Origin of the sequence: Streptomyces sp. NPDC001914 (genome assembly GCF_042891215.1) — a bacterium.
Taxonomy (GTDB): Bacteria; Actinomycetota; Actinomycetes; order Streptomycetales; family Streptomycetaceae; genus Streptomyces.
In genome coordinates, this window is the sequence record NZ_JBIASW010000006.1 from 459,264 (window position 1) to 478,190 (window position 18,927).

Annotated in this window: 16 protein-coding genes; 5 read left to right on the forward strand and 11 right to left on the reverse strand. The window is 72.8% G+C overall.

Annotated elements, in window-relative coordinates; all coding sequences use genetic code 11:
* Positions 1–109: 109 nt before the first annotated feature.
* Positions 110–1,591: a diaminobutyrate--2-oxoglutarate transaminase family protein gene (locus ACFYYF_RS20190; protein ID WP_388777480.1), complete on the reverse strand. Its 1,482-nt coding sequence runs from the start codon at positions 1,589–1,591 to the stop codon at positions 110–112.
* A gap of 349 nt (positions 1,592–1,940) precedes the next feature.
* Between ACFYYF_RS20190 and ACFYYF_RS20195 the strand changes: the two genes are divergently transcribed.
* Positions 1,941–3,170, forward strand: coding sequence for a trypsin-like serine peptidase (locus ACFYYF_RS20195; protein WP_388777482.1), 1,230 nt, complete (start codon positions 1,941–1,943; stop codon positions 3,168–3,170).
* Between the two features lie 112 nt (positions 3,171–3,282).
* A complete protein-coding gene (locus tag ACFYYF_RS20200) occupies positions 3,283–3,435 on the forward strand; it encodes a hypothetical protein (protein WP_388777485.1) in 153 nt (50 codons plus the stop codon).
* A 215-nt stretch (positions 3,436–3,650) separates the two neighbouring features.
* Here the strand turns inward: ACFYYF_RS20200 and hflX are convergent, their stop codons facing one another.
* From hflX to miaA, 6 genes are all read right to left on the reverse strand, one after another.
* Positions 3,651–5,147, reverse strand: a complete 1,497-nt coding sequence (hflX, locus tag ACFYYF_RS20205; RefSeq protein ID WP_361687768.1) for a GTPase HflX — start codon at positions 5,145–5,147, stop codon at positions 3,651–3,653.
* Between the two features lie 242 nt (positions 5,148–5,389).
* On the reverse strand, positions 5,390–6,892 hold the full coding sequence (locus ACFYYF_RS20210) for a M1 family metallopeptidase (protein WP_388777488.1): 1,503 nt from the start codon (positions 6,890–6,892) through the stop codon (positions 5,390–5,392).
* 395 nt (positions 6,893–7,287) lie between these two features.
* Positions 7,288–9,501, reverse strand: a complete 2,214-nt coding sequence (locus tag ACFYYF_RS20215; protein WP_388777491.1) for a RelA/SpoT family protein — start codon at positions 9,499–9,501, stop codon at positions 7,288–7,290.
* 268 nt (positions 9,502–9,769) lie between these two features.
* Positions 9,770–10,639: a diaminopimelate epimerase gene (dapF, locus tag ACFYYF_RS20220; protein ID WP_388777494.1), complete on the reverse strand. Its 870-nt coding sequence runs from the start codon at positions 10,637–10,639 to the stop codon at positions 9,770–9,772.
* 83 nt (positions 10,640–10,722) lie between these two features.
* Positions 10,723–11,262 (reverse strand): hypothetical protein, encoded by a 540-nt coding sequence (locus ACFYYF_RS20225; protein WP_361687846.1) that lies wholly within the window; start codon positions 11,260–11,262, stop codon positions 10,723–10,725.
* Between the two features lie 107 nt (positions 11,263–11,369).
* On the reverse strand, positions 11,370–12,308 hold the full coding sequence (miaA, locus tag ACFYYF_RS20230; protein WP_361687757.1) for a tRNA (adenosine(37)-N6)-dimethylallyltransferase MiaA: 939 nt from the start codon (positions 12,306–12,308) through the stop codon (positions 11,370–11,372).
* 182 nt (positions 12,309–12,490) lie between these two features.
* On the opposite strand from miaA, the gene ACFYYF_RS20235 reads away from it, so the two are divergent.
* On the forward strand, positions 12,491–12,712 hold the full coding sequence (locus ACFYYF_RS20235; protein ID WP_388777497.1) for a hypothetical protein: 222 nt from the start codon (positions 12,491–12,493) through the stop codon (positions 12,710–12,712).
* 23 nt (positions 12,713–12,735) lie between these two features.
* Positions 12,736–12,999 (forward strand): antitoxin, encoded by a 264-nt coding sequence (locus ACFYYF_RS20240; protein WP_361687751.1) that lies wholly within the window; start codon positions 12,736–12,738, stop codon positions 12,997–12,999.
* Positions 13,000–13,508: 509 nt separating this feature from the next.
* Here the strand turns inward: ACFYYF_RS20240 and ACFYYF_RS20245 are convergent.
* The 4 genes from ACFYYF_RS20245 to ACFYYF_RS20260 form a co-directional block, all read right to left on the reverse strand.
* A complete protein-coding gene (locus ACFYYF_RS20245) occupies positions 13,509–14,258 on the reverse strand; it encodes a class III extradiol dioxygenase subunit B-like domain-containing protein (protein WP_388777500.1) in 750 nt (249 codons plus the stop codon).
* Positions 14,259–14,458: 200 nt separating this feature from the next.
* Positions 14,459–15,985, reverse strand: coding sequence for a tRNA (N6-isopentenyl adenosine(37)-C2)-methylthiotransferase MiaB (miaB, locus tag ACFYYF_RS20250; RefSeq protein ID WP_361687745.1), 1,527 nt, complete (start codon positions 15,983–15,985; stop codon positions 14,459–14,461).
* Positions 15,986–16,285: 300 nt separating this feature from the next.
* Entirely contained in the window at positions 16,286–17,164 is an 879-nt protein-coding gene (locus tag ACFYYF_RS20255) for an alpha/beta fold hydrolase (RefSeq protein ID WP_388777503.1), read from the reverse strand.
* Positions 17,165–17,264: 100 nt separating this feature from the next.
* Positions 17,265–17,672: a MazG nucleotide pyrophosphohydrolase domain-containing protein gene (locus ACFYYF_RS20260; protein WP_388777506.1), complete on the reverse strand. Its 408-nt coding sequence runs from the start codon at positions 17,670–17,672 to the stop codon at positions 17,265–17,267.
* Positions 17,673–17,901: 229 nt separating this feature from the next.
* Between ACFYYF_RS20260 and ACFYYF_RS20265 the strand changes: the two genes are divergently transcribed.
* Positions 17,902–18,900: a TAXI family TRAP transporter solute-binding subunit gene (locus ACFYYF_RS20265; protein WP_388777509.1), complete on the forward strand. Its 999-nt coding sequence runs from the start codon at positions 17,902–17,904 to the stop codon at positions 18,898–18,900.
* The last annotated feature ends 27 nt before the right edge of the window (positions 18,901–18,927 follow it).

Sequence of the window (18,927 nt, forward strand, 5' to 3'; positions counted from 1 at the left end):
CGGGCCGTGAGGCTGGGGGTGAGACGGGCCGTGAGGCTGGGGGTGAGACGGGCCGTGAGGCTGGGGGTGAGGTCGGCCGTGAGGCTGGCCGTACCTAGGGGCCGGGCCGTCACTCGGGACCGGCGGCTCCCCGCTCCCCGTCCCTGCCGGGTCTCCGCTCCCCCGGGTTCGTCGCGCTCACCGCGCTCACCGCGTCGGCGAGGCGGTCGAGCACGGCGGACGCCTGTTCGTCGCTGATCGTCAGGGGAGGAAGGAGCCGTACGACGCTCGACCGGCGGCCCCCGAGTTCCACGATCAGGCCTCGGCGCAGGCACTCCCGCTGGACGGCGGCGGCGAGTTCGGGGGCGGCGGGGCGGGGGCCGTCGAGGGCAGGAGCATCGGAGGTGGGCTGCGGGGGCGCTTCGGGGTCGACGAGTTCGAGGCCGATCATGAGACCACGGCCGCGGACGTCACCGACGCACGGGAACTCCGTGGCGAGCGAGCGCAACCGGTCCAGCATGCGGGCCCCGACGGTCGCCGCGCGTTCGGCGAGGCCGTGCTCGCGGACGTAGGCCAGGGTGGCCGTGCCGGCGGCCATGGCCAGTTGGTTGCCGCGGAAGGTGCCGGCGTGGGTGCCGGGCTCCCAGACGTCGAGGTCGTCGCGGTACACCACGACGGCCAGGGGCAGGCTGCCGCCGATGGCCTTGGACAGCACCATCACGTCCGGGGTGATCCCGCTGTGTTCCACGGCCCAGAACGCGCCGGTCCGGCCCACCCCCGTCTGGACCTCGTCCACGATCAGCGGGATGGACCGGGCCTCGGTGATCTCGCGCATCCGCCGTGTCCAGGCGTCCGGCGCGGGGATGACCCCGCCTTCTCCCTGGACGGGTTCGAGGATCATCCCGGCGGGGAGCGGTACGCCCGACTTGGTGTCGTCGAGGAGGGATTCCGTCCAGCGCGCGGCGAGTTCGGCGCCGCGCTCACCTCCGATGCCGAACGGGCAGCGATAGTCCTGCGGATAGGGCAGGCGCGCGACCCGTACGTCGGTCGCGCCGCCGGACGCCTCCAGCGCCCCCGCGGTCATCCCGTGGTACGCGCCGGTGAACGCGAGCATGCCGGTCCGGCCGGTCGCAGCACGCACCAGCTTGAACGCCGCCTCCACGGCGTCCGTCCCGGCCGGTCCGCAGAACTGGACCCGCGCGCGCTCGGCGAAGCGCGAGGGAAGGCTGCGGAACAGCTCGGTGGTGAAGGCGTCCTTGACCGGTGTCGCGAGGTCCAGGACGTGCAGGGGTGCCCCCGAGTCGAGGACCTTTCTGACCGCTTCCAGGACGACGGGGTGGTTGTGCCCGAGGGCGAGGGTCCCGGCTCCGGAGAGACAGTCGAGATAGCGGCGCCCGTCGGCGCCCTCGATCGTCAGCCCGCGTGCCCGTACGGGCACGATCGGCAGGGCGCGCGCGTACGTACGGGCCGCCGACTCGCGTGCCGACTGGCGCCGCAGAATGCCCTCGTGCGCGGCGCGTGCCCGCTCGGCCGCGCCGGCGCCGGTCTCCCGCGCCCCCTCGGATTCCCCTGGCGCCCCCACCGGCACCATCGCTGACTCGGTCACGGCCACGACTTCAGGTCCTCCCGCTGTTCAGAGGCGAGTTGGCAGGAGGGTCCGGACGCAGGCGGCAGGCCCCCCGTACGTACCAACGACGCCGATCGCGTTGGGAAGCGGGTGGATTCGGGGTTCCTTGCCTGCTTTTTGCCGGGAAGGACCGGCCCAGGTAGCGGTGACCCTCCGTCAGAAAGCCACGGCCACCGCGGACACGCGCCCCCGTAGCTGAACCGTTGCCGTTCCGTCGGGCGTCCCGCACAGCGACCGCATAGTCTGTGATGCCGTTCGGCCCTGCCGGACGTACCGCTCAGGCGCCCGCAGACGCACCGCACAGTTCCCACACGTTCAGGGGGAGTTACCCACCATGCGATCCATACGCCCGCCCTTCGCCGCCCGTCGAGGCAGGAGCGCGCGCCGCAGAACGTCCCCCGTCCTGGCGGCCGTCGGCCTCGCAGCGGCCCTGACCCTGACGGCCACCGCCTGCGATTCGGGCAGCGACACGGCGAGCGGTGAGCCGACCGCCTCCGCGTCCCAGGACGGCGACGGCAAGATCCAGATCCCGGACGACATCAAGAACAAGCTCAAAGAGCACGGCATCGATGTCGACAAGTGGAAGGACGGCGCCTGGAGGAACTGGGACAAGGACGAATGGCTGCGCCAGGCCGACGACTTCATCAACCCGATCATCAAGGACCTGTGGAACCCGGACCGTATGCGCGGCGCCGACGACCCGGACAAGGACAAGGGTGTCGACGACGCCGACCTCACCGGTGACCAGGGCGTCACGGACCCGGAACCGGCCCCGGTGACGGCGCGGGCCGTGCAGGCGTCGTACCACGCCAACGTGCCCGTGGCGGGCAAGGTGTTCTTCGACGCCCCCGAGGGCACGATGGTCTGCTCGGCGACGGTGGTCGAGGACCCGGCGCACCCGGGCAAGTCCAACCTCGTGTGGACCGCGGGCCACTGCGTGCACGCCGGCAAGAAGGGCGGCTGGTACCGCAACATCGCCTTCGTGCCGTCCTACAACGACCAGGGCAGGACGGAGGCGCAGTTGGAGAGCGCCCCGCGCGAGGAGGTCGCTCCGTACGGTGTCTGGTGGAGCGACTGGGCGCAGACCTCGGACCAGTGGATCGAGCAGGGCGGTTCCACGGGCGGTCAGGGGGCGTCGTACGACTACGCGGTGCTGCACGTGACACCGGAGAAGGGCAGCAACGGCAAGTCCCTGGAGGAGACGGTCGGTTCGGCGCTTCCGGTGAACTTCAACGCCCCGGCCGTGCCCAAGGTGTCGAGCATCACGGCCACCGGATACCCGGCGGCGGCGCCGTTCGACGGCCAGAAGCTGTACCAGTGCACGGACCGGCCGGGCCGACTGTCGGTCGCCCAGGCCGACCCGACGATGTACCGCATCGGCTGCACGATGACCGGCGGTTCCTCGGGCGGCGGCTGGGTGGCCACGGGTTCGGACGGCCAGCCCGCGCTGGTGTCCAACACCTCGATCGGACCGGTCAAGTTCGGCTGGCTGGCGGGTCCGCGGCTCGGGGACGTGGCCAAGGGCGTGTACGACTCGGTGAGCGGGAAGTTCGCCGGGCGGTGACACGCGTGACGTGACGCGTCCGGGCGGGCGCGGCGGCTGGGTACGGGAGTTCCCCGGGAGCCGCCCGCCCGGCCGGCGCGAAAGCAGGGATTCCACCGGGGGGTACGGAACCATGGGATTCTCAGGACCGCGCCACAGGGTTCTCGCCGCCGTCGGCCTCGCGGCCGCGCTGGCGCTGACCGCGACCGCCTGCGGCAGCGGTGACGACCGGGCGGACGGCGGGGCGCTCCACCGGCGGATGAGCGAGGAGTACGGCGGCCGGTAGCGGCCGCGTCCGCCGGCACGGACCTCGCGCACGCGCGCACGGCGAAGGCCCGCCCCCTCGGAAAGGGGGCGGGCCTTCGTGCGTCCTCGGCGCGGGCCTTCGCGCGGACCCTCACCCGGACCTTCGTACTCCGGAGCGGGCACCCGCCGCTTTGCCCGCCGGACGGCCACGCGGACGCCCGGCCGGGTGTACCGGCGGACGTCCGGCAGCGTGTACTAGCGGAGCGCGGGCGCCGCCACGTACGGGGCGAGGTCCGCCGCCAGCTCCTCGTGGACCCGGACCTTGAGCAGGGTGCCCTCCGCGGTGTGCTCCTCGGAGATCACCTCGCCCTCGGTGTGGGCACGGGCGACCAGCTTGCCGTGCGTGTACGGGACGAGCGCCTCGACCTCGACCGAGGGACGCGGCAGCTCGTTGTCGATCAGCGCGAGCAGTTCGTCCATGCCCTGGCCCGTGCGCGCCGAGACCGCGATGGAACGCTTCTCGATGCGCAGCAGACGCTGGAGCACCAGCGGGTCCGCCGCGTCCGCCTTGTTGATCACCACGATCTCGGGGACCTTGGTCGCGCCGACGTCGGTGATGACCTCGCGGACCGCGGCCAGCTGCTCCTCCGGGGCCGGGTGCGAGCCGTCCACGACGTGCAGGATCAGGTCGGAGTCGCCGACCTCCTCCATGGTGGAGCGGAACGCCTCGACCAGGTGGTGCGGCAGGTGGCGTACGAATCCGACCGTGTCGGCCAGGGTGTACAGCCGTCCGCTCGGGGTCTCGGCCCGGCGCACGGTCGGGTCGAGGGTCGCGAACAGCGCGTTCTCGACGAGGACGCCCGCGCCCGTGAGGCGGTTGAGCAGGGACGACTTGCCGGCGTTGGTGTATCCGGCGATGGCGACCGAGGGCACCTTGTTGCGGCGGCGCTCCTGGCGCTTGATCTCGCGGCCGGTCTTCATGTCCGCGATCTCCCGGCGCATCTTCGCCATCTTCTCGCGGATGCGGCGCCGGTCCGTCTCGATCTTCGTCTCACCGGGACCACGGGTGGCGAGGCCGCCGCCCTTGCCGCCGCCCATCTGACGGGACAGCGACTGACCCCAGCCTCGCAGCCTCGGCAGCATGTACTGCATCTGCGCGAGCGCCACCTGCGCCTTGCCCTCACGGGACTTGGCGTGCTGGGCGAAGATGTCGAGGATCAGGGCCGTACGGTCGATGACCTTGACCTTGACGACGTCCTCGAGGTGGATGAGCTGGCCGGGGCTCAGTTCACCGTCACAGATCACGGTGTCGGCACCGGTCTCGATCACGATGTCCCGGAGTTCGTTGGCCTTGCCGGAACCGATGTACGTGGCCGCGTCGGGCTTGTCACGGCGCTGGACGACGCCGTCGAGCACGAGCGCTCCCGCGGTCTCCGCGAGCGCGGCCAGCTCGGCCAGCGAGTTGTCCGCGTCCTGGATGGTTCCCGTGGTCCAGACACCGACGAGGACGACGCGCTCCAGGCGGAGCTGTCGGTACTCGACCTCGGTGACGTCCTCGAGCTCGGTGGAGAGGCCCGCCACACGGCGCAGGGCCGCGCGCTCGGAGCGTTCGAACTGCTCGCCGTCCCGGTCTCCGTCGATCTCGTGGCTCCAGGCGACGTCCTCTTCCATCAGGGCATCGGCCCGAAGACCTTCGGGGTAGTTCTGCGCGGAAGTCTGCGCGTCCTGGGAAGGGGAAGAAGAGGAGGTCATTGGATCCTTACGTAGCTGGGATGAGCCGCGGGCCGACGCATGCCGCCCGTCACAGAGAACAACGTGCGTGGCCACCGGGAGATTCCCGGTTCCGGCCGGGCCGGTCCTCCGAAGGGGGCCGCGCCGCCGGTTCGACGATGGTCGCACGGGCGGGCACGGCGCGTCACGCGACTTATCGTGACCCGCCGGACACGCGGCGGGCACCCCACGGACACGGCTGCCCGCGGGGTGCCCGGGGACGCTCACGTGTGCTTGCGTGCCTTCGCCTTCGGGGCGTCGCTCTTCCAGTCCGGGTGTCCCGGCATCGCCGGGGTCTTCTCCGCGTACAGCCACGCCTTGAAGAAGCCGCTCAGATCACGTGCGGCGACCGCGGAGGCGAGGTCCACGAAGTCGGCCGTCGAGGCCACGCCGTCGCGGTTGAGGCTCACCCACGTGCGCTCAAGGCGCTCGAAGGCCGGCCGCCCGATCTCCTGGCGCAGCGCGTACAGGGCCAGGGCCGCGCCGTCGTAGACGTTCGGCCGGAAGATGCTGATCTTCTGGCCGGGCTTGGGTCCCTTGGGGCGCGCCGGCGGGCCGCCGGCGGCCCGCCAGGAGTCGGACAGCCGGTAGGCGGCCTTCATCCGCTTCTCCATGGGCTGGTGCGCCTTCTCCTCCGCGTACAGGGCTTCGTACCAGGTGGCGTGGCCTTCGTTCAGCCATACGTCGGACCAGGTGCGGGGGGTGACGCTGTCGCCGAACCACTGGTGGGACAGCTCGTGCACCATGATCGAGTCGACGTACCACTTCGGGTACGCGGGCTGGGTGAACAGCTCCTTCTCGAAGAGCGAGAGGGTCTGCGTCTCCAGTTCGAAGCCGGTCTGCGCCTGGGCCATCAGCAGCCCGTAGGTCTCGAAGGGGTACCGGCCGACCTTGCTCTCCATCCAGGCGATCTGGCCCGGGGTCTTGCGCAGCCACGGTTCGAGCACCGCGCGGTCGGCGCTGGGGATCACGTCCCGTACGGGCAGGCCGTGCGGCCCCTTCCGGTGCAGCACGGCGGAGCGGCCGATGGACACCTGGGTCAGCTCGGTGGCCATGGGGTGCTCGGTCCGGTACGTCCAGGTCGTGGCCCCGCGGGCGCGGCGGGTGCCCTCGGGGAGACCGTTGGCGACGACCGTGTACGGGTCGGGGGCCGTGACGTGGATGGTGAACAGGGCCTTGTCGGAGGGGTGGTCGTTGCAGGGGTAGACCAGGTGCGCGGCGTCGGCCTGGCCGGCCATCGCGAGCCCGTCCTTGGTCCGTACCCAGCCCCCGTCCTGGCCCTTGGCGCTCACCGGGTCGCTGGTGTGACGGACGGTGATGCGCACCGGGCTCCCGGCGAGGAGCGGTTCGTCCGGCGTCACCACGAGGTCCTCGCCGGCCTGGGTGAAGCGGGCGGGGCTTCCGTCGACCTGGACCGACCGGACGCTTCCGTGCGCGAAGTCGAGGTTGACGTGGTCGAGTGTCTCCGTGGTCACGGCGTCGATCGTGGTGACGGCGGTGAGCGGCTTGTCGTTGCTGCCGGGATAGGTGAAGCGCAGGTCGTACGACTCGACGTCGTACCCGGGGTTCCCGAGGGTGGGGAAGAGGCGGTCGCCGACCCCCAGGGGCCCGGCCGGGTCCGGGGCGCTCGCGGCGATCAGGCAGACGGAGACGGCCGAGGCGAGCAGGGCCGCCGTGACACGGCGGCTCCTCGGGCGTGCGGGCGTGGGGGTGGGGTTGTGCGACATGATCCACGGCTATCAGCGCGCACCTCCCGCGCGCAGCCGACTCGCGTCCGTCCCACCCGAACGGGTCGGTCCCGGGACTCTTTGGGTCCAGCAGACCTCCGCGACCCGCGATCCCCGATCTCACTCGCGGGCTCCCGTGCCACCGGACCAGGGACCACCGGGCCACCCGACCACCCGACCACCCGACCACCGGGCCACCGGGCCACCGGGCCACCGGGCCACCGGGCCACCGGGCCCACCCGACCAGTCCCCCTGTCCCCGGGTCTCCCCGTCTCCTGGGTCGCCCTCGCCCCTCCGTCCGGACGCCTTCACGTGGCTGACCGGAACACTCCGGGACGCCTCCGGAACGCCTTCCCCGGGCCCGCCGGTGAGGCCGGAGTCGCGGGACTACGGGACTACTGGGGCGTCGGGTGCTGGGGGCGGCTCACGTCGTACACGCCGGGTACGTTGCGCATCGCCCGCATGAGGGCGGAAAGGTGCGCCGCGTCCGGGAGTTGGAGCGTGTAGGTGTGGCGTACGCGCTGCTGGCTCGGGGGTTCGACGGTCGCGGAGACGATGGCGACCCCCTCCGCCGCGATCGCCTCGGTGAGGTCGGCGAGCAGATGGGGGCGTCCGAACGACTCGGCGAGCAGGGTGACGCGGCACTCGGTGGTGTCGCCCCAGCGCACTCCCACCTCGGGGCGCCCCGCGCTCTTCATGCGCGCCGCTCCGGCGCACTCGACGCGGTGCACGGTGACCACTCCCCCGCGGACGGCGAAGCCGGTCACCTCGTCGGGCGGTACGGGCGTACAGCAGCCGGCCATGCGGACGGACGCACCGGGCAGGTCGGCGACGGCGCTCGCGGGGCGGGCGGCCTGCGTCCCGGCGGGGCGGGCGCTCTGCGTCTCGGCGGGACGGGCCGGGGCGGCGGCGGGCTGCCGGGGCCCGGTGGCGGAGGCCTTGGCCGGCTCCTCGTGGCCGGGTGCGGGGTGGGTGGCCATCCAGCGCTGGATGGCGATCCGCGCGGCGGGGGTGTGCGCGTGCTCCAGCCACTCCCTGGACGGCTCGGAGGCGGGGTCCTGGCCCATGAGGAGCTGAACGGTGTCGCCGTCCCGCAGGACCGTACTCAGCGTCGCCAGGCGGCCGTTGACGCGGGCGCCGATACAGGCGTGCGCGTCCTCCCCGTACTGCGCGTACGCCGCGTCGACGCAACTGGCGCCCTCCGGAAGGCCCAGCGAGCCCCCGTCGGCGCGGAAGACGGTGATCTCCCGGTCCTGGGCGAGATCCTCGCGCAGCGTCGACCAGAACGTGTCCGGGTCGGGGGCGCCCTGCTGCCAGTCGAGCAGCCGGGAGAGCCAGCCGGGGCGGGTGGGGTCGGCGCGCTCGCCGTCGAAGGAGCGCTCGCCCGCGCCGTCGGGCTGGTCCTCCGACGGCGGCGCGTAGGGATTGCCGAGCGCGATGACTCCGGCCTCGGCGACCTTGTGCATCTGGTGGGTGCGGATGAGAACTTCGGCGACCTGGCCGTCGCCGCGGGTGACCGCCGTGTGGAGCGACTGGTACAGGTTGAACTTGGGGACGGCGATGAAGTCCTTGAACTCCGAGACCACCGGGGTGAGACAGGTGTGCAGTTCGCCGAGGACCCCGTAGCAGTCGGCGTCCTCGTTCACCAGGACGAGGAGGCGTCCGAAGTCGGCGCCGCGCATCGGGCCGCGTTTGCGCGACACCCGGTGCACGGAGACGAAGTGCCGTGGCCTTATGAGGACTTCGGCCTGGATCCCGGCGTCGCGCAGGACCGCGCGTACCTCCTCGGCGATCTCCGCGAGGGGGTCGTCGTCGCGGTTCGCGTTCTCGGAGATGAGCCCCCGGGTGTGTTCGTACTCCTCGGGATGCAGGATCGCGAAGACGAGGTCTTCCAGTTCGGTCTTGAGCGCCTGGACACCGAGGCGCTCGGCGAGCGGGATGAGCACGTCCCGGGTCACCTTGGCGATGCGCGCCTGTTTCTCGGGCCGCATGACACCGAGGGTCCGCATGTTGTGCAGCCGGTCCGCGAGTTTGATCGACATGACCCGGACGTCGTTGCCCGTGGCGACCAGCATCTTGCGGAAGGTCTCCGGTTCGGCGGCGGCGCCGTAGTCGACCTTCTCCAGCTTGGTGACGCCGTCGACCAGATAGCAGACCTCGTCGCCGAACTCCTCGCGGACCTGATCGAGCGTCACTTCCGTGTCCTCGACGGTGTCGTGGAGCAGGGAGGCGGTCAACGTCGTCGTCTCGGCGCCGAGTTCGGCGAGGATCAGGGTCACGGCGAGCGGGTGGGTGATGTACGGCTCGCCGCTCTTGCGCATCTGGCCGCGGTGCGAGGACTCCGCGAGCACCCAGGCCCGGCGCAGGGGTTCCAGCTTGGCGTCGGGGTGGTGGGCACGGTGGGCCTCGGCCACATGGCCGATCGCGTCCGGCAGCCGGTCGCGGGCCGCGGGCCCGAGCAGCGCGGCCCGTCCCAGCCGCCGCAGGTCGATCCGGGGCCGCGCCTTCCTGCGGTGCGCCGGGGGCGCCGCCGGCTCCAGGGACGCCGGGCGCTGGGCGGCGGGCGTGGCAGGGCCTGGCGTCGCGGGATTCGTCGCCTCCGCACTCATGGGCACCTCCGGCTGCGTCAGACCGGCGGACGGGTGCCCCATGGCGTACTCGGCTCAGGAGATGGTGTCGATCCCCCGTCCGGGCCGGTGCTTGATGCTACCGACCCCACCACGCCCGGCTGACCGCCTCTCGCCGAGCGTGAAACGGATCACCCATTCGAGCGAAGGTTTTGGGGTTTACGGATTCGATTTTCTGGAAGGGACGGCAAGGACGTACGACGTCCGGCCAGTTGCCGGAGCGGCGCCGGAACCCATGAGTGCGCGCGGTTCAGCGCCGCGCGCCGTCCAGCCACTCCGCGTCGATCTCGCCCTCGGCGACGATCACGGCGGGGCCCGTCATCTCGATCTCCCCGTCGGCGTGCTCGGTGATGACGAGGCGTCCGCCGGGCACGTCGACGGTGTACGTCGCCGGGGTGCCGGTCACGGCGGGGTCGGCGCCGTCGCGGCGGGCGGTGGCGACCGCCACGGCGCACGCGCCCGTACCGCAGGAGCGGGTCTCGCCGGAGCCGCGTTCGTGGACCCGCAGGGCGACATGGCGCGGCCCTCGGTCGACGACGAACTCGACGTTGACCCCGTCCGGGTAGGCGGACGCCGGAGTGAACGGCGGCGGGCTGTACAGGTCGCCGGCGTGCGCGAGGTCGTCCACGAAGGCGACCGCGTGCGGGTTGCCCATGTTCACGTTGCGCGCGGGCCAGCTGCGCCCGCCGACGCTCACCGTGACCTCTCCCTCGGGGAGGAGCGCCCTGCCCATGCCGACGGTGACGTCTCCGTCCTTGGCGATGTGGACGGGCTTCACGCCCCCGCGCGTGGCGACCGTGGTGTCGCCTTCGGCCACGAGTCCGGCGCGGTGGAGGTAGTGGGCGAACACGCGCACTCCGTTGCCGCACATCTCGGCGACCGAGCCGTCGCCGTTGCGGTAGTCCATGAACCACTCCGCCTCGGCCGCCATCCCGGCGGCCTCGGGGTGCGCGGAGGACCGCACGACGTGCAGCAGGCCGTCGCCGCCGATGCCCGCGCGGCGGTCGCACAGGGCGGCGACAGCGGCGGGAGGCAGGTCGATGACGTTCTCCGGGTCCGGGATGATCACGAAGTCGTTCTCGGTCCCGTGGCCCTTGAGGAAGGCGATCCGCGTGCTCATTCCTCGATCGTACGGGGTCGTCACGACAGCCCCGCCCGCGCGGTGCGGGACGGTGACGGCACCCGGGGCCGGTGCGGCCGGGGTCAGCGCAGCCGGGCGACGCGTCCCACGGCGAGCACGGCCACCGCGGCGACGATCACGACGTACGCGAGCACGACCCGCCAGTCGGCGCGCCGGCCGGAGCCGCGGGGCGGGAACCCGGGGAGCGTGTAGCCGACCCGGCGGGCGGCCATCATGCCCCAGCCGGCGGCGCACAGGCAGATCAGCAGCCCGAGCATGGCGACCACGGCACCGCCGTCACCGAACTCGAACGCGAGCGGGAAGGCGAACATCAGGGAGCCCGTCGCGCCGAGCGCCACGATGGGCGCGAGCTGCCAGATGCGCAGCAGGCGCTGCGGGCGCAGCTCGACCTCGACCTCGGGCTCCGGGGACATCTCGCCGGGGCCGGGGCCGTCGGCGATCACCCCGCCGGGGGTGTCCTCGGGGCCGTCGGAGCTCAGTCGCTCTCCGCCCAGCTCCGGGTCGACGCCGTGGTCGGCGTCCGGATCGATGCTCAGACGAACTCCGTCCCGATCAGCACCGTACTCGGTGCCTCGTGCAGTGTCGCGAGGGCCGGCCTCCATCGCCACGCGCCCTCCCAACTCGGACTTCACTGGTCGATCGAAGCTTGATGATGGCACGGCGCCGGAGGCCCGGATGACGGCCGGAGCGTCCCGATGCCATGACGTGATCAGGCTGTGACCGGTCGTTCGAGCAACGCCAGTGCGAGTTCCGGGAGTTCTGTGAGATCCGCCGCAGCCCCACTGAGCCAATGCACCCTGGGGTCCCGCCGGAACCATGAATCCTGACGGCGCGCGAAGCGCTTGGTGGCGCGAACGGTCTCGGCGCGGGCCTCGTCCTCGGTGCACTCCCCGGCGAGCGCCGCGAGGACCTGCTGGTATCCGAGCGCCCGGGAGGCGGTGCGCCCGGCGCGCAGGCCCTGCGCCTCCAGCGCGCGCACCTCGTCCACGAGCCCGGCCTCCCACATGCGGTCCACCCGCCGCGCGATGCGCTCGTCGAGCTCGGGGCGGGCCACGTCGACACCGATCTGGAGGGTGTCGTAGACGGAGTCGTGGCCGGGCAGGTTGGCGGTGAAGGGCTTGCCGGTGATCTCGATGACCTCCAGGGCGCGGACGATCCGGCGGCCGTTGCTCGGCAGGATCGCCTGGGCGGCCCCGGGGTCGGCCATGGCGAGCCGAGCGTGCAGGGCCCCGGGACCGCGCAGGGTGAGCTCCTCCTCCAGGCGGGCGCGCACGGCGGGGTCGGTGCCGGGGAACTCCATCTTGTCGACGGCCCCGCGGACGTAGAGTCCCGAGCCGCCCACCAGGATCGGCCAGCGCCCCTCGGCGAGCAGCGCGTCGATCCGGGCGCGGGCGAGCCGCTGGTACTCGGCGACGCTGGCGGCCACCGTCACGTCCCAGATGTCCAGGAGGTGGTGCGGGACTCCGCCGCGCTCGGCGGGCGTCAGCTTGGCCGTGCCGATGTCCATCCCGCGGTAGAGCTGCATCGAGTCGGCGTTGACGACCTCGCCGCCGAGACTCCTGGCGAGGAAAACGCCCAGATCGGACTTTCCTGCCGCGGTCGGTCCGACGACGGCGATGACCCGGGGTGCGGGGGGTGCGCTGCTCACGGTCCCAGTCTCGCAAACCCCGGGACCCGCCCGGCACCGAGCCGCGTGACGCGAGGGTTCCGGGTTCGTTCCCTCAAGCGGGGTTCCGGTCGCCGGTTCCGAGGACCGGCGGCCCGGGTGGCGCAAGGTGCCGCTCCGGGCGACGCGGAACTTCGCCCTCACGAGTAACGTAAGGAGCGGAAATGGGCTTTTTTGAGCGGCTTCTTCGGAGGTCGAAGGCCACCGAGGAGGCGCCGGCCGCCGAGGCGCGGGTGGCCGTGGCGGCCGAGGATTCGTCCGGGAGCGAGGGTGGGACGACGACGGGCGCCGGCGGGGCCGCCACCGCGGAGGGGGTCGGCATCCCCCGGCAGCAGACGCCCGAACAGGCCGCCGACCACGAGGCCGGCAAGGACTCCCGCACGTAACCGCCCGTCAGGGAAGGCGAACCATGGGTCTGATGGACAATCTGAGAGCCAAGCTGGAGCCGGCCAAGGACAAGGTCTCCGGGCTCGCGCAGCAGCACGGGCACAAGGTGGCCCACGGCCTCGACAAGGCCGCCAAGGTGGTCGACGACAAGACCAAGCACAAGTACAGCGACAAGATCAACACGGGTACCGGCAAGGCCAAGGACGCCGTGGACCGTCTCGCCCACAAGGACGGCGGCGGGGACGCGAGTCCGCCGGACACGCCGACCCCGCCCGGGGCGTCCTGAACGACCCGCGCGACGGTGGACGGCCGCGAAGCCCGGACGGCTTCCGGCCGTCCGCCGCGTCCGGACCCGCGAGGCCGACGCGTTCGACGGCCCGGGGAACTCCGCCCGGGTCCGGCGGGAACGGGTGAGCTCCGGCGGAACGGGCGGGTTCCGGCGGGAGCGGGTGGGCTCCGGCGAGATCAGGCGGGTTCCGGCGAGAACCGACGGGTTCCGGCGAGAACCGACGGGCCCCGGCGAGAACCGACGGGCCCCGGCAGAGCAGGCGGGCTCCGCCGAGATCAGGCGGGCTCCGGCGAGAGCAGGCGGGTTCCGGCGAGAGCCGACGGGCCCCGGCAGAGCAGGCGCTCCGCCGAGATCAGGCAGGCCCCGGCGAGAGCCGACGGGTTCCGGCAGAGCAGGCGCTCCGCCGAGATCAGGCAGGCCCCGGCGAGAGCCGACGGGTTCCGGTGAGAGCGGGACGACTTTGGCACTCGCTCGCTCGTCGAGGGGCTCGCGGGTCGGCTCGGGACCTACGACCAGGCCGCCACCAGGTAGCCAACTCCGTAGGGAGCGTCGTCGTAGAGCAGGGCGCCGCCGAGGCCGGCACCCTCGGCCGCGCCCGCGAGGACCTGCCAGGGTGCGCGTCCCGCGGCCTTCAGCTCGTACGCCAGCGAGGTGTCCAGCGCCTTGAGGGCCGCGACGTCGGCCGCTCCGAGCGCCCGCGCGACCAGCGCGTCGAAGTCCTTCGCCCGCTCGTCGAGATATCCGGGCGCCTTGAGGGTCCTGCAGGCGCTCGCGTCACCCATCACCAGCAGGGCCACCCGCCCGGCCCGCCCGCCGATCTGCTCCCCGGTGCGGACGCATCGCTCGGCCTCCAGCGGTTCCCCGACTCCCAGCCCCTCCACCGGGGCGTCGGACCAGCCGGTGCGTTCCAGCAGCCAGGCGGCGACGGCGAGCGAGGGCGGCAGCTCACGGTCCGGGGACGCGGGACCGGCGCCGTCCGCGCCGGGGTGCGCGCCGTCGGCCGTCGGACGGCCGAGACGCACGTCGAGGTCGACCCCGAAACCGCTGAACGAGCCGCGGGTGCCCTCCGGATGGGGCCCGCGGCCGCTCTCCGCGGCCGGGCCCACGACGACCAGCAGGTCGGGACGGGACGCGGCGAGCACGCCCAGCGCGTCCGTGCACGCGGCGCGCGCGGCGTCCAGCTCGGGGGCCGCTCCGGCGGCGACATCGGGCACGAGCAGCGGAGGACAGGGGCAGACTGAGGCGGCTACAAGCATGACCCGCAGCGTATCGCCGCAGCCCACCGGACCGCTCCGGTGCCGCCCCGGTCCCGCGCCTCGGATCTCGTCCGCCCCGGTCCCGTACGTGCTATCCGGTCCGCCCCCGGTTCCGTCCGACCGATCAGGTCCGGGGTCCACTCCGATGCCGCCCCAGTCCCGCGCCTCGGAGCGGGGGCAGGCCTTCGTGACGGTCTCGGTCAGTCGCAGCCGCAGCCGCTGCCCGTGGCGACCGGAAGCGGCTCCGGGGCGCCGATCCTCGGCAGGCCCAGCATGACGCCGGCCGGCTTGGCGGCCTCGGCGGCGTTGCGCTTCTCCCAGGCGTCTCCCGCGCGGGTGCGGCGCACGTCCAGGACGGCGCCCTCGGCGAGCAGGTGGTGCGGGGCGGCGTAGGTGATCTCGACGGTCACCACGTCACCGGGGCGGACCTCCGCGTCGGGCTTGGTGAAGTGGACCAGCCGGTTGTCGGGGGCGCGGCCCGAGAGACGGTGGGTGGCACCGTCCTTGCGGCCCTCGCCCTCGGCGACCATCAGCTCGAGGACCCGGCCGACCTGCTTCTTGTTCTCGTCCCAGGAGATCTCCTCCTGGAGGGCGACGAGACGCTCGTAGCGCGCCTGGACGACCTCCTTGGGGATCTGGCCCTCCATGGTGGCCGCCGGCGTGCCGGGGCGCTTGGAGTACTGGAACGTGAAGGCCGCGGAGAAGCGGGCCTCGCGGACGGCGTGGAGGGTCTGCTCGAAATCCTCCTCGGTCTCGCCGGGGAAGCCCACGATGATGTCGGTGGTGATCGCCGCGTGCGGGATGGCGGCCCGGACCTTCTCGATGATGCCGAGGAAGCGCTCCTGGCGGTACGAGCGGCGCATGGCCTTCAGGACGGTGTCGGAGCCGGACTGCATCGGCATGTGGAGCTGCGGCATCACGTTCGGCGTCTCGGCCATGGCGGCGATCACGTCGTCGGTGAAGTCGCGCGGGTGCGGCGAGGTGAAGCGCACGCGCTCCAGGCCCTCGATCTTGCCGCAGGCGCGCAGCAGCTTGCTGAAGGCCTCGCGGTCGCCGATGTCGCTGCCGTACGCGTTCACGTTCTGCCCGAGGAGGGTGATCTCGGAGACGCCCTCGCCGACCAGTGCCTCGATCTCCGCCAGGATGTCGCCGGTCCGGCGGTCCTTCTCCTTGCCGCGCAGGGCAGGGACGATGCAGAAGGTGCAGGTGTTGTTGCAGCCGACGGAGATCGACACCCAGGCCGCGTACGCGCTCTCGCGACGGGTCGGCAGCGTGGAGGGGAAGGCCTCCAGGGACTCGGCGATCTCGATCTGGGCCTCTTCCTGGACGCGGGCACGCTCCAGGAGGACCGGCAGCTTGCCGATGTTGTGCGTGCCGAAGACGACGTCCACCCAGGGCGCCCGCTTCACGATGGTGTCGCGGTCCTTCTGGGCGAGGCAGCCGCCGACGGCGATCTGCATGCCGGGACGCTTCGTCTTCATCGGGGCGAGGCGGCCGAGGTTGCCGTAGAGCTTGTTGTCGGCGTTCTCGCGGACGGCGCAGGTGTTGAAGACGACGACGTCCGCGTCCCCGTCCGCGCCCTCGGGAGCCCGTACGTAACCGGCGTCCTCCAGGAGCCCGGAGAGCCGCTCGGAGTCATGGACGTTCATCTGACACCCGTAGGTGCGCACTTCGTACGTCTTGGATTCCTGAACGTCCACTGCCTGACTCCGGTCGCCGCTGCTCATGGGACAAGGGTAGGCGGTGCCGGGAGTGCGTCCGGACGCCGGAGCCGTCGCCGGCCGCCTTCCGTCACAGGACGTGCGGATTCCGGCACCCGGTGTGCGGCGACGGGGCGTCCGGCGGCCCGGGAACCGGCCGGCGGCGGACGGTTCCGTACGGGCGGGCCCGCGCGGCCGGCCCGTGCGGCGGGTGAGTGCGGCGGGTGAGTGCGGCCGGCCCGTGCGGCGGGTGAGTGCGGCGGGTGAGTGCGGCCGGTCCGTGCGGCGGGTGAGTGCGGCCGGTCCGTGCGGCGGGTCCGGCGCGGGTCATCCACCCAGCGCGACGAACCGTTCGGCGACGGTCCTCGCGGCGGTGCCGAGGACGATCGTGTAGTGGTTGGTGCCCTCGATCAGCTCGGCGCGAAGACCTCCCGGGCCGCCGGTCCAGTGGTCGACGAGGGACGCCTCCAGCATCGGCGGCTCCTGGCCGAGCAGTCCGAGCGGGGCGTGCAGCAGCAGGGCCGGGACGCCCAGTCCCGTGAGGCGGGCGGCGAACAGGCCGGCGGACGTCAGCAGATCACGTCCGTCGTGCCGCACGGCCTCCTCCCGCACCTTCGACCGTCTCGCGCCCGGGGCCCCGGTGACGTCGTAGCGCACGTACGCCTCGACGTCCGCGTTCCAGTGCGGTCCGAGCCCCGGGTGCGCGCGGAAGAAGTCGACGTACGCCTCGTCGCTCTCGTACGTCCGCCCGAGGCGGGCCAGTGCGGGTCCGAGCGTGGCGCCGAGGACGGCGTCGGGGTCGGTGCCGGGCGGGACGGGCAGCGGCAGGCCGCCGTCGACGAGCAGCAGCCGGTCGAAGAGGTCGGGGCGGCGCGCGGCCGCGTCGAGCGCGGCGTAGGCGCCCATCGAGTGGCCGGCCAGGGCGGCCGGCCGGCCGTCGCCGAGGTGCCGGGCCAGGCCGCACAGGTCCGCGGCGTGCCGGTCGAGGCCGTAGGGGCCCGGGGTGTCCGCGCTTCCGCCGCGTCCGCGCAGGTCGGGCGCGAACAGGCTCCAGTCGTCGGGGAGATGGCGGGCCACGGCACGGAAGGACATCCCTGATCCGGTGATGCCGTGTGCCGCGAGGGCGGTCCGCGGCCCGTTGCCGAACCTGAGGACACGGAGGGTTCCGCCCTCGACGGGCAGATCGAGTTCGGCCGGCTCGTTCATGCGCTCTCCTGCTCGTCGCTGGTGCCCGTGCGATGGCGGCGGCCGTGCGGCCTTCCCCCCGGGACGGTGGCGCGGCCCTTGCGTGGCGGCGTCCCGGGTCCTACGCGTCCGGTGTGCTCCACCCCTGCCGCCGCAGCACCTCCGACACGTCCGGTGCCCGGTAGTGCTCGCCCTTGAGGACCTTGCCGTCGGCCCTGCGGGCGACGCGTCCGTCGGGGCCGAGCTTCGTCATGTTCGCCCGGTGGATCTCGGCGATCACCGCGTCGAGGTCGACCCCGTGGACGAGCGCGGTGCCGTACGCCACGTACACGACGTCGGCCAGCTCGTGCGCCAGCCGGTCGAGGGGGCCGCCGACCGCGACCTCGGCCACCTCGGCCGCCTCCTCCGCCAGCAGCTCGCCCCGGTGCGCGGCGAGCTTCGGGGAGACCTCGGTCGGGGTGCCGCGGACGTCGAGCCCGAAGGCGAGATGGAACTCACGGACCAGAGCGGCCGGGGAGGTCGCCGGCACGGCCTCGGAAACGGGGGATCCGGACCGGGTGTCTTGAGAGACCGGGGATCCGGGCGGCGGGACCTGCGGGCCGGGCGATCCGGGCGGCTGGTCCTGCAGGCTCGGCGATCCGGGGGGCTGGACCTGCGACGGCGGGGACGGCTGCATCCGGCGAGCCTACCCACCCGCCGGGGCCCGCTCCCGGGGCCGCCCTGGCCAGGACCGGGCCCGGGCTGGCAGGATCGCGCGCATGTTCCAGGCACTCACCCGTATCGGCCGGCGTCGCGCCCTGTTCGGCTCGGCGGCCGTCTGCGCGCTCGCCGGGCTGCTGCTGTGGTGGCTGCTGCCGCTGGGCGAGGAGTCCCCGAGCGGGACGATCACGATCAGCACGGGCACCCCGAAAGGGGTGTACCAGATGTACGGCAAGCTCCTGCAGGGCGCCATCGCCAAGGACATGCCCGACCTGAACGTGCACTTGCAGGACAGCGACGGGTCGCAGCAGAACATCGGCCGGGTGGCCACGGGCGAGGCCGACTACACCATCGCGGCGGCCGACGCCGTGGAGACGTACATCCTCCAGGACAAGCCGGGAGCGAAGCGGCTGCGCGGCTGCTCGCGGCTCTACGACGACTATGTGCACCTGGTGGTCCTGCGTTCCTCGCCCGTGCAGTCCGTGGAGGACCTGAAGGGCCTGAAGGTCGCCGTGGGACCGAGCGGTTCCGGCGTGCGGCTGATCGCGAACCATGTGCTCGATGCGGCGGGGCTCGACCCCGGCAAGGACATCGATCCGCTCGCCGTCGGCATCGCGGACATGCCCGGCCTGCTCGCCGATCACAAGATCGACGCATTCTTCTGGTCGGGCGGTCTGCCGACGAACGCCGTCCGGGAGCTCGCGAAGACCGACGACATCCGGCTGGTGCCGATCGGCAGCGACCTGATCGAGAAGCTGCACGAGCAGGGCGGCGGCTCGCGCTACTACCGCTCCGCGGTGATGCCCGCCGACGCCTACCCGAGGGCGCAGCGCGGTGTCGCCGTGCCGACGCTGGCCGTGGCCAACTTCCTGATCACCCGGGACGACGCGGACGCGAACCTCACCGAGGAGCTGACCCGCACGGTGATCGGGAGCCGCGACCGCATCGGCGGGGTGGTGCACGCGGCCCAGCTGGTGGATCTGCGCACGGCGATCTACACGGACCCGCTGCCGCTGCACGAGGGCGCGCGCCGCTACTACCGGTCGATCAAGCCGTAAAGGGAGACCCCGCGACGGGGACACCCC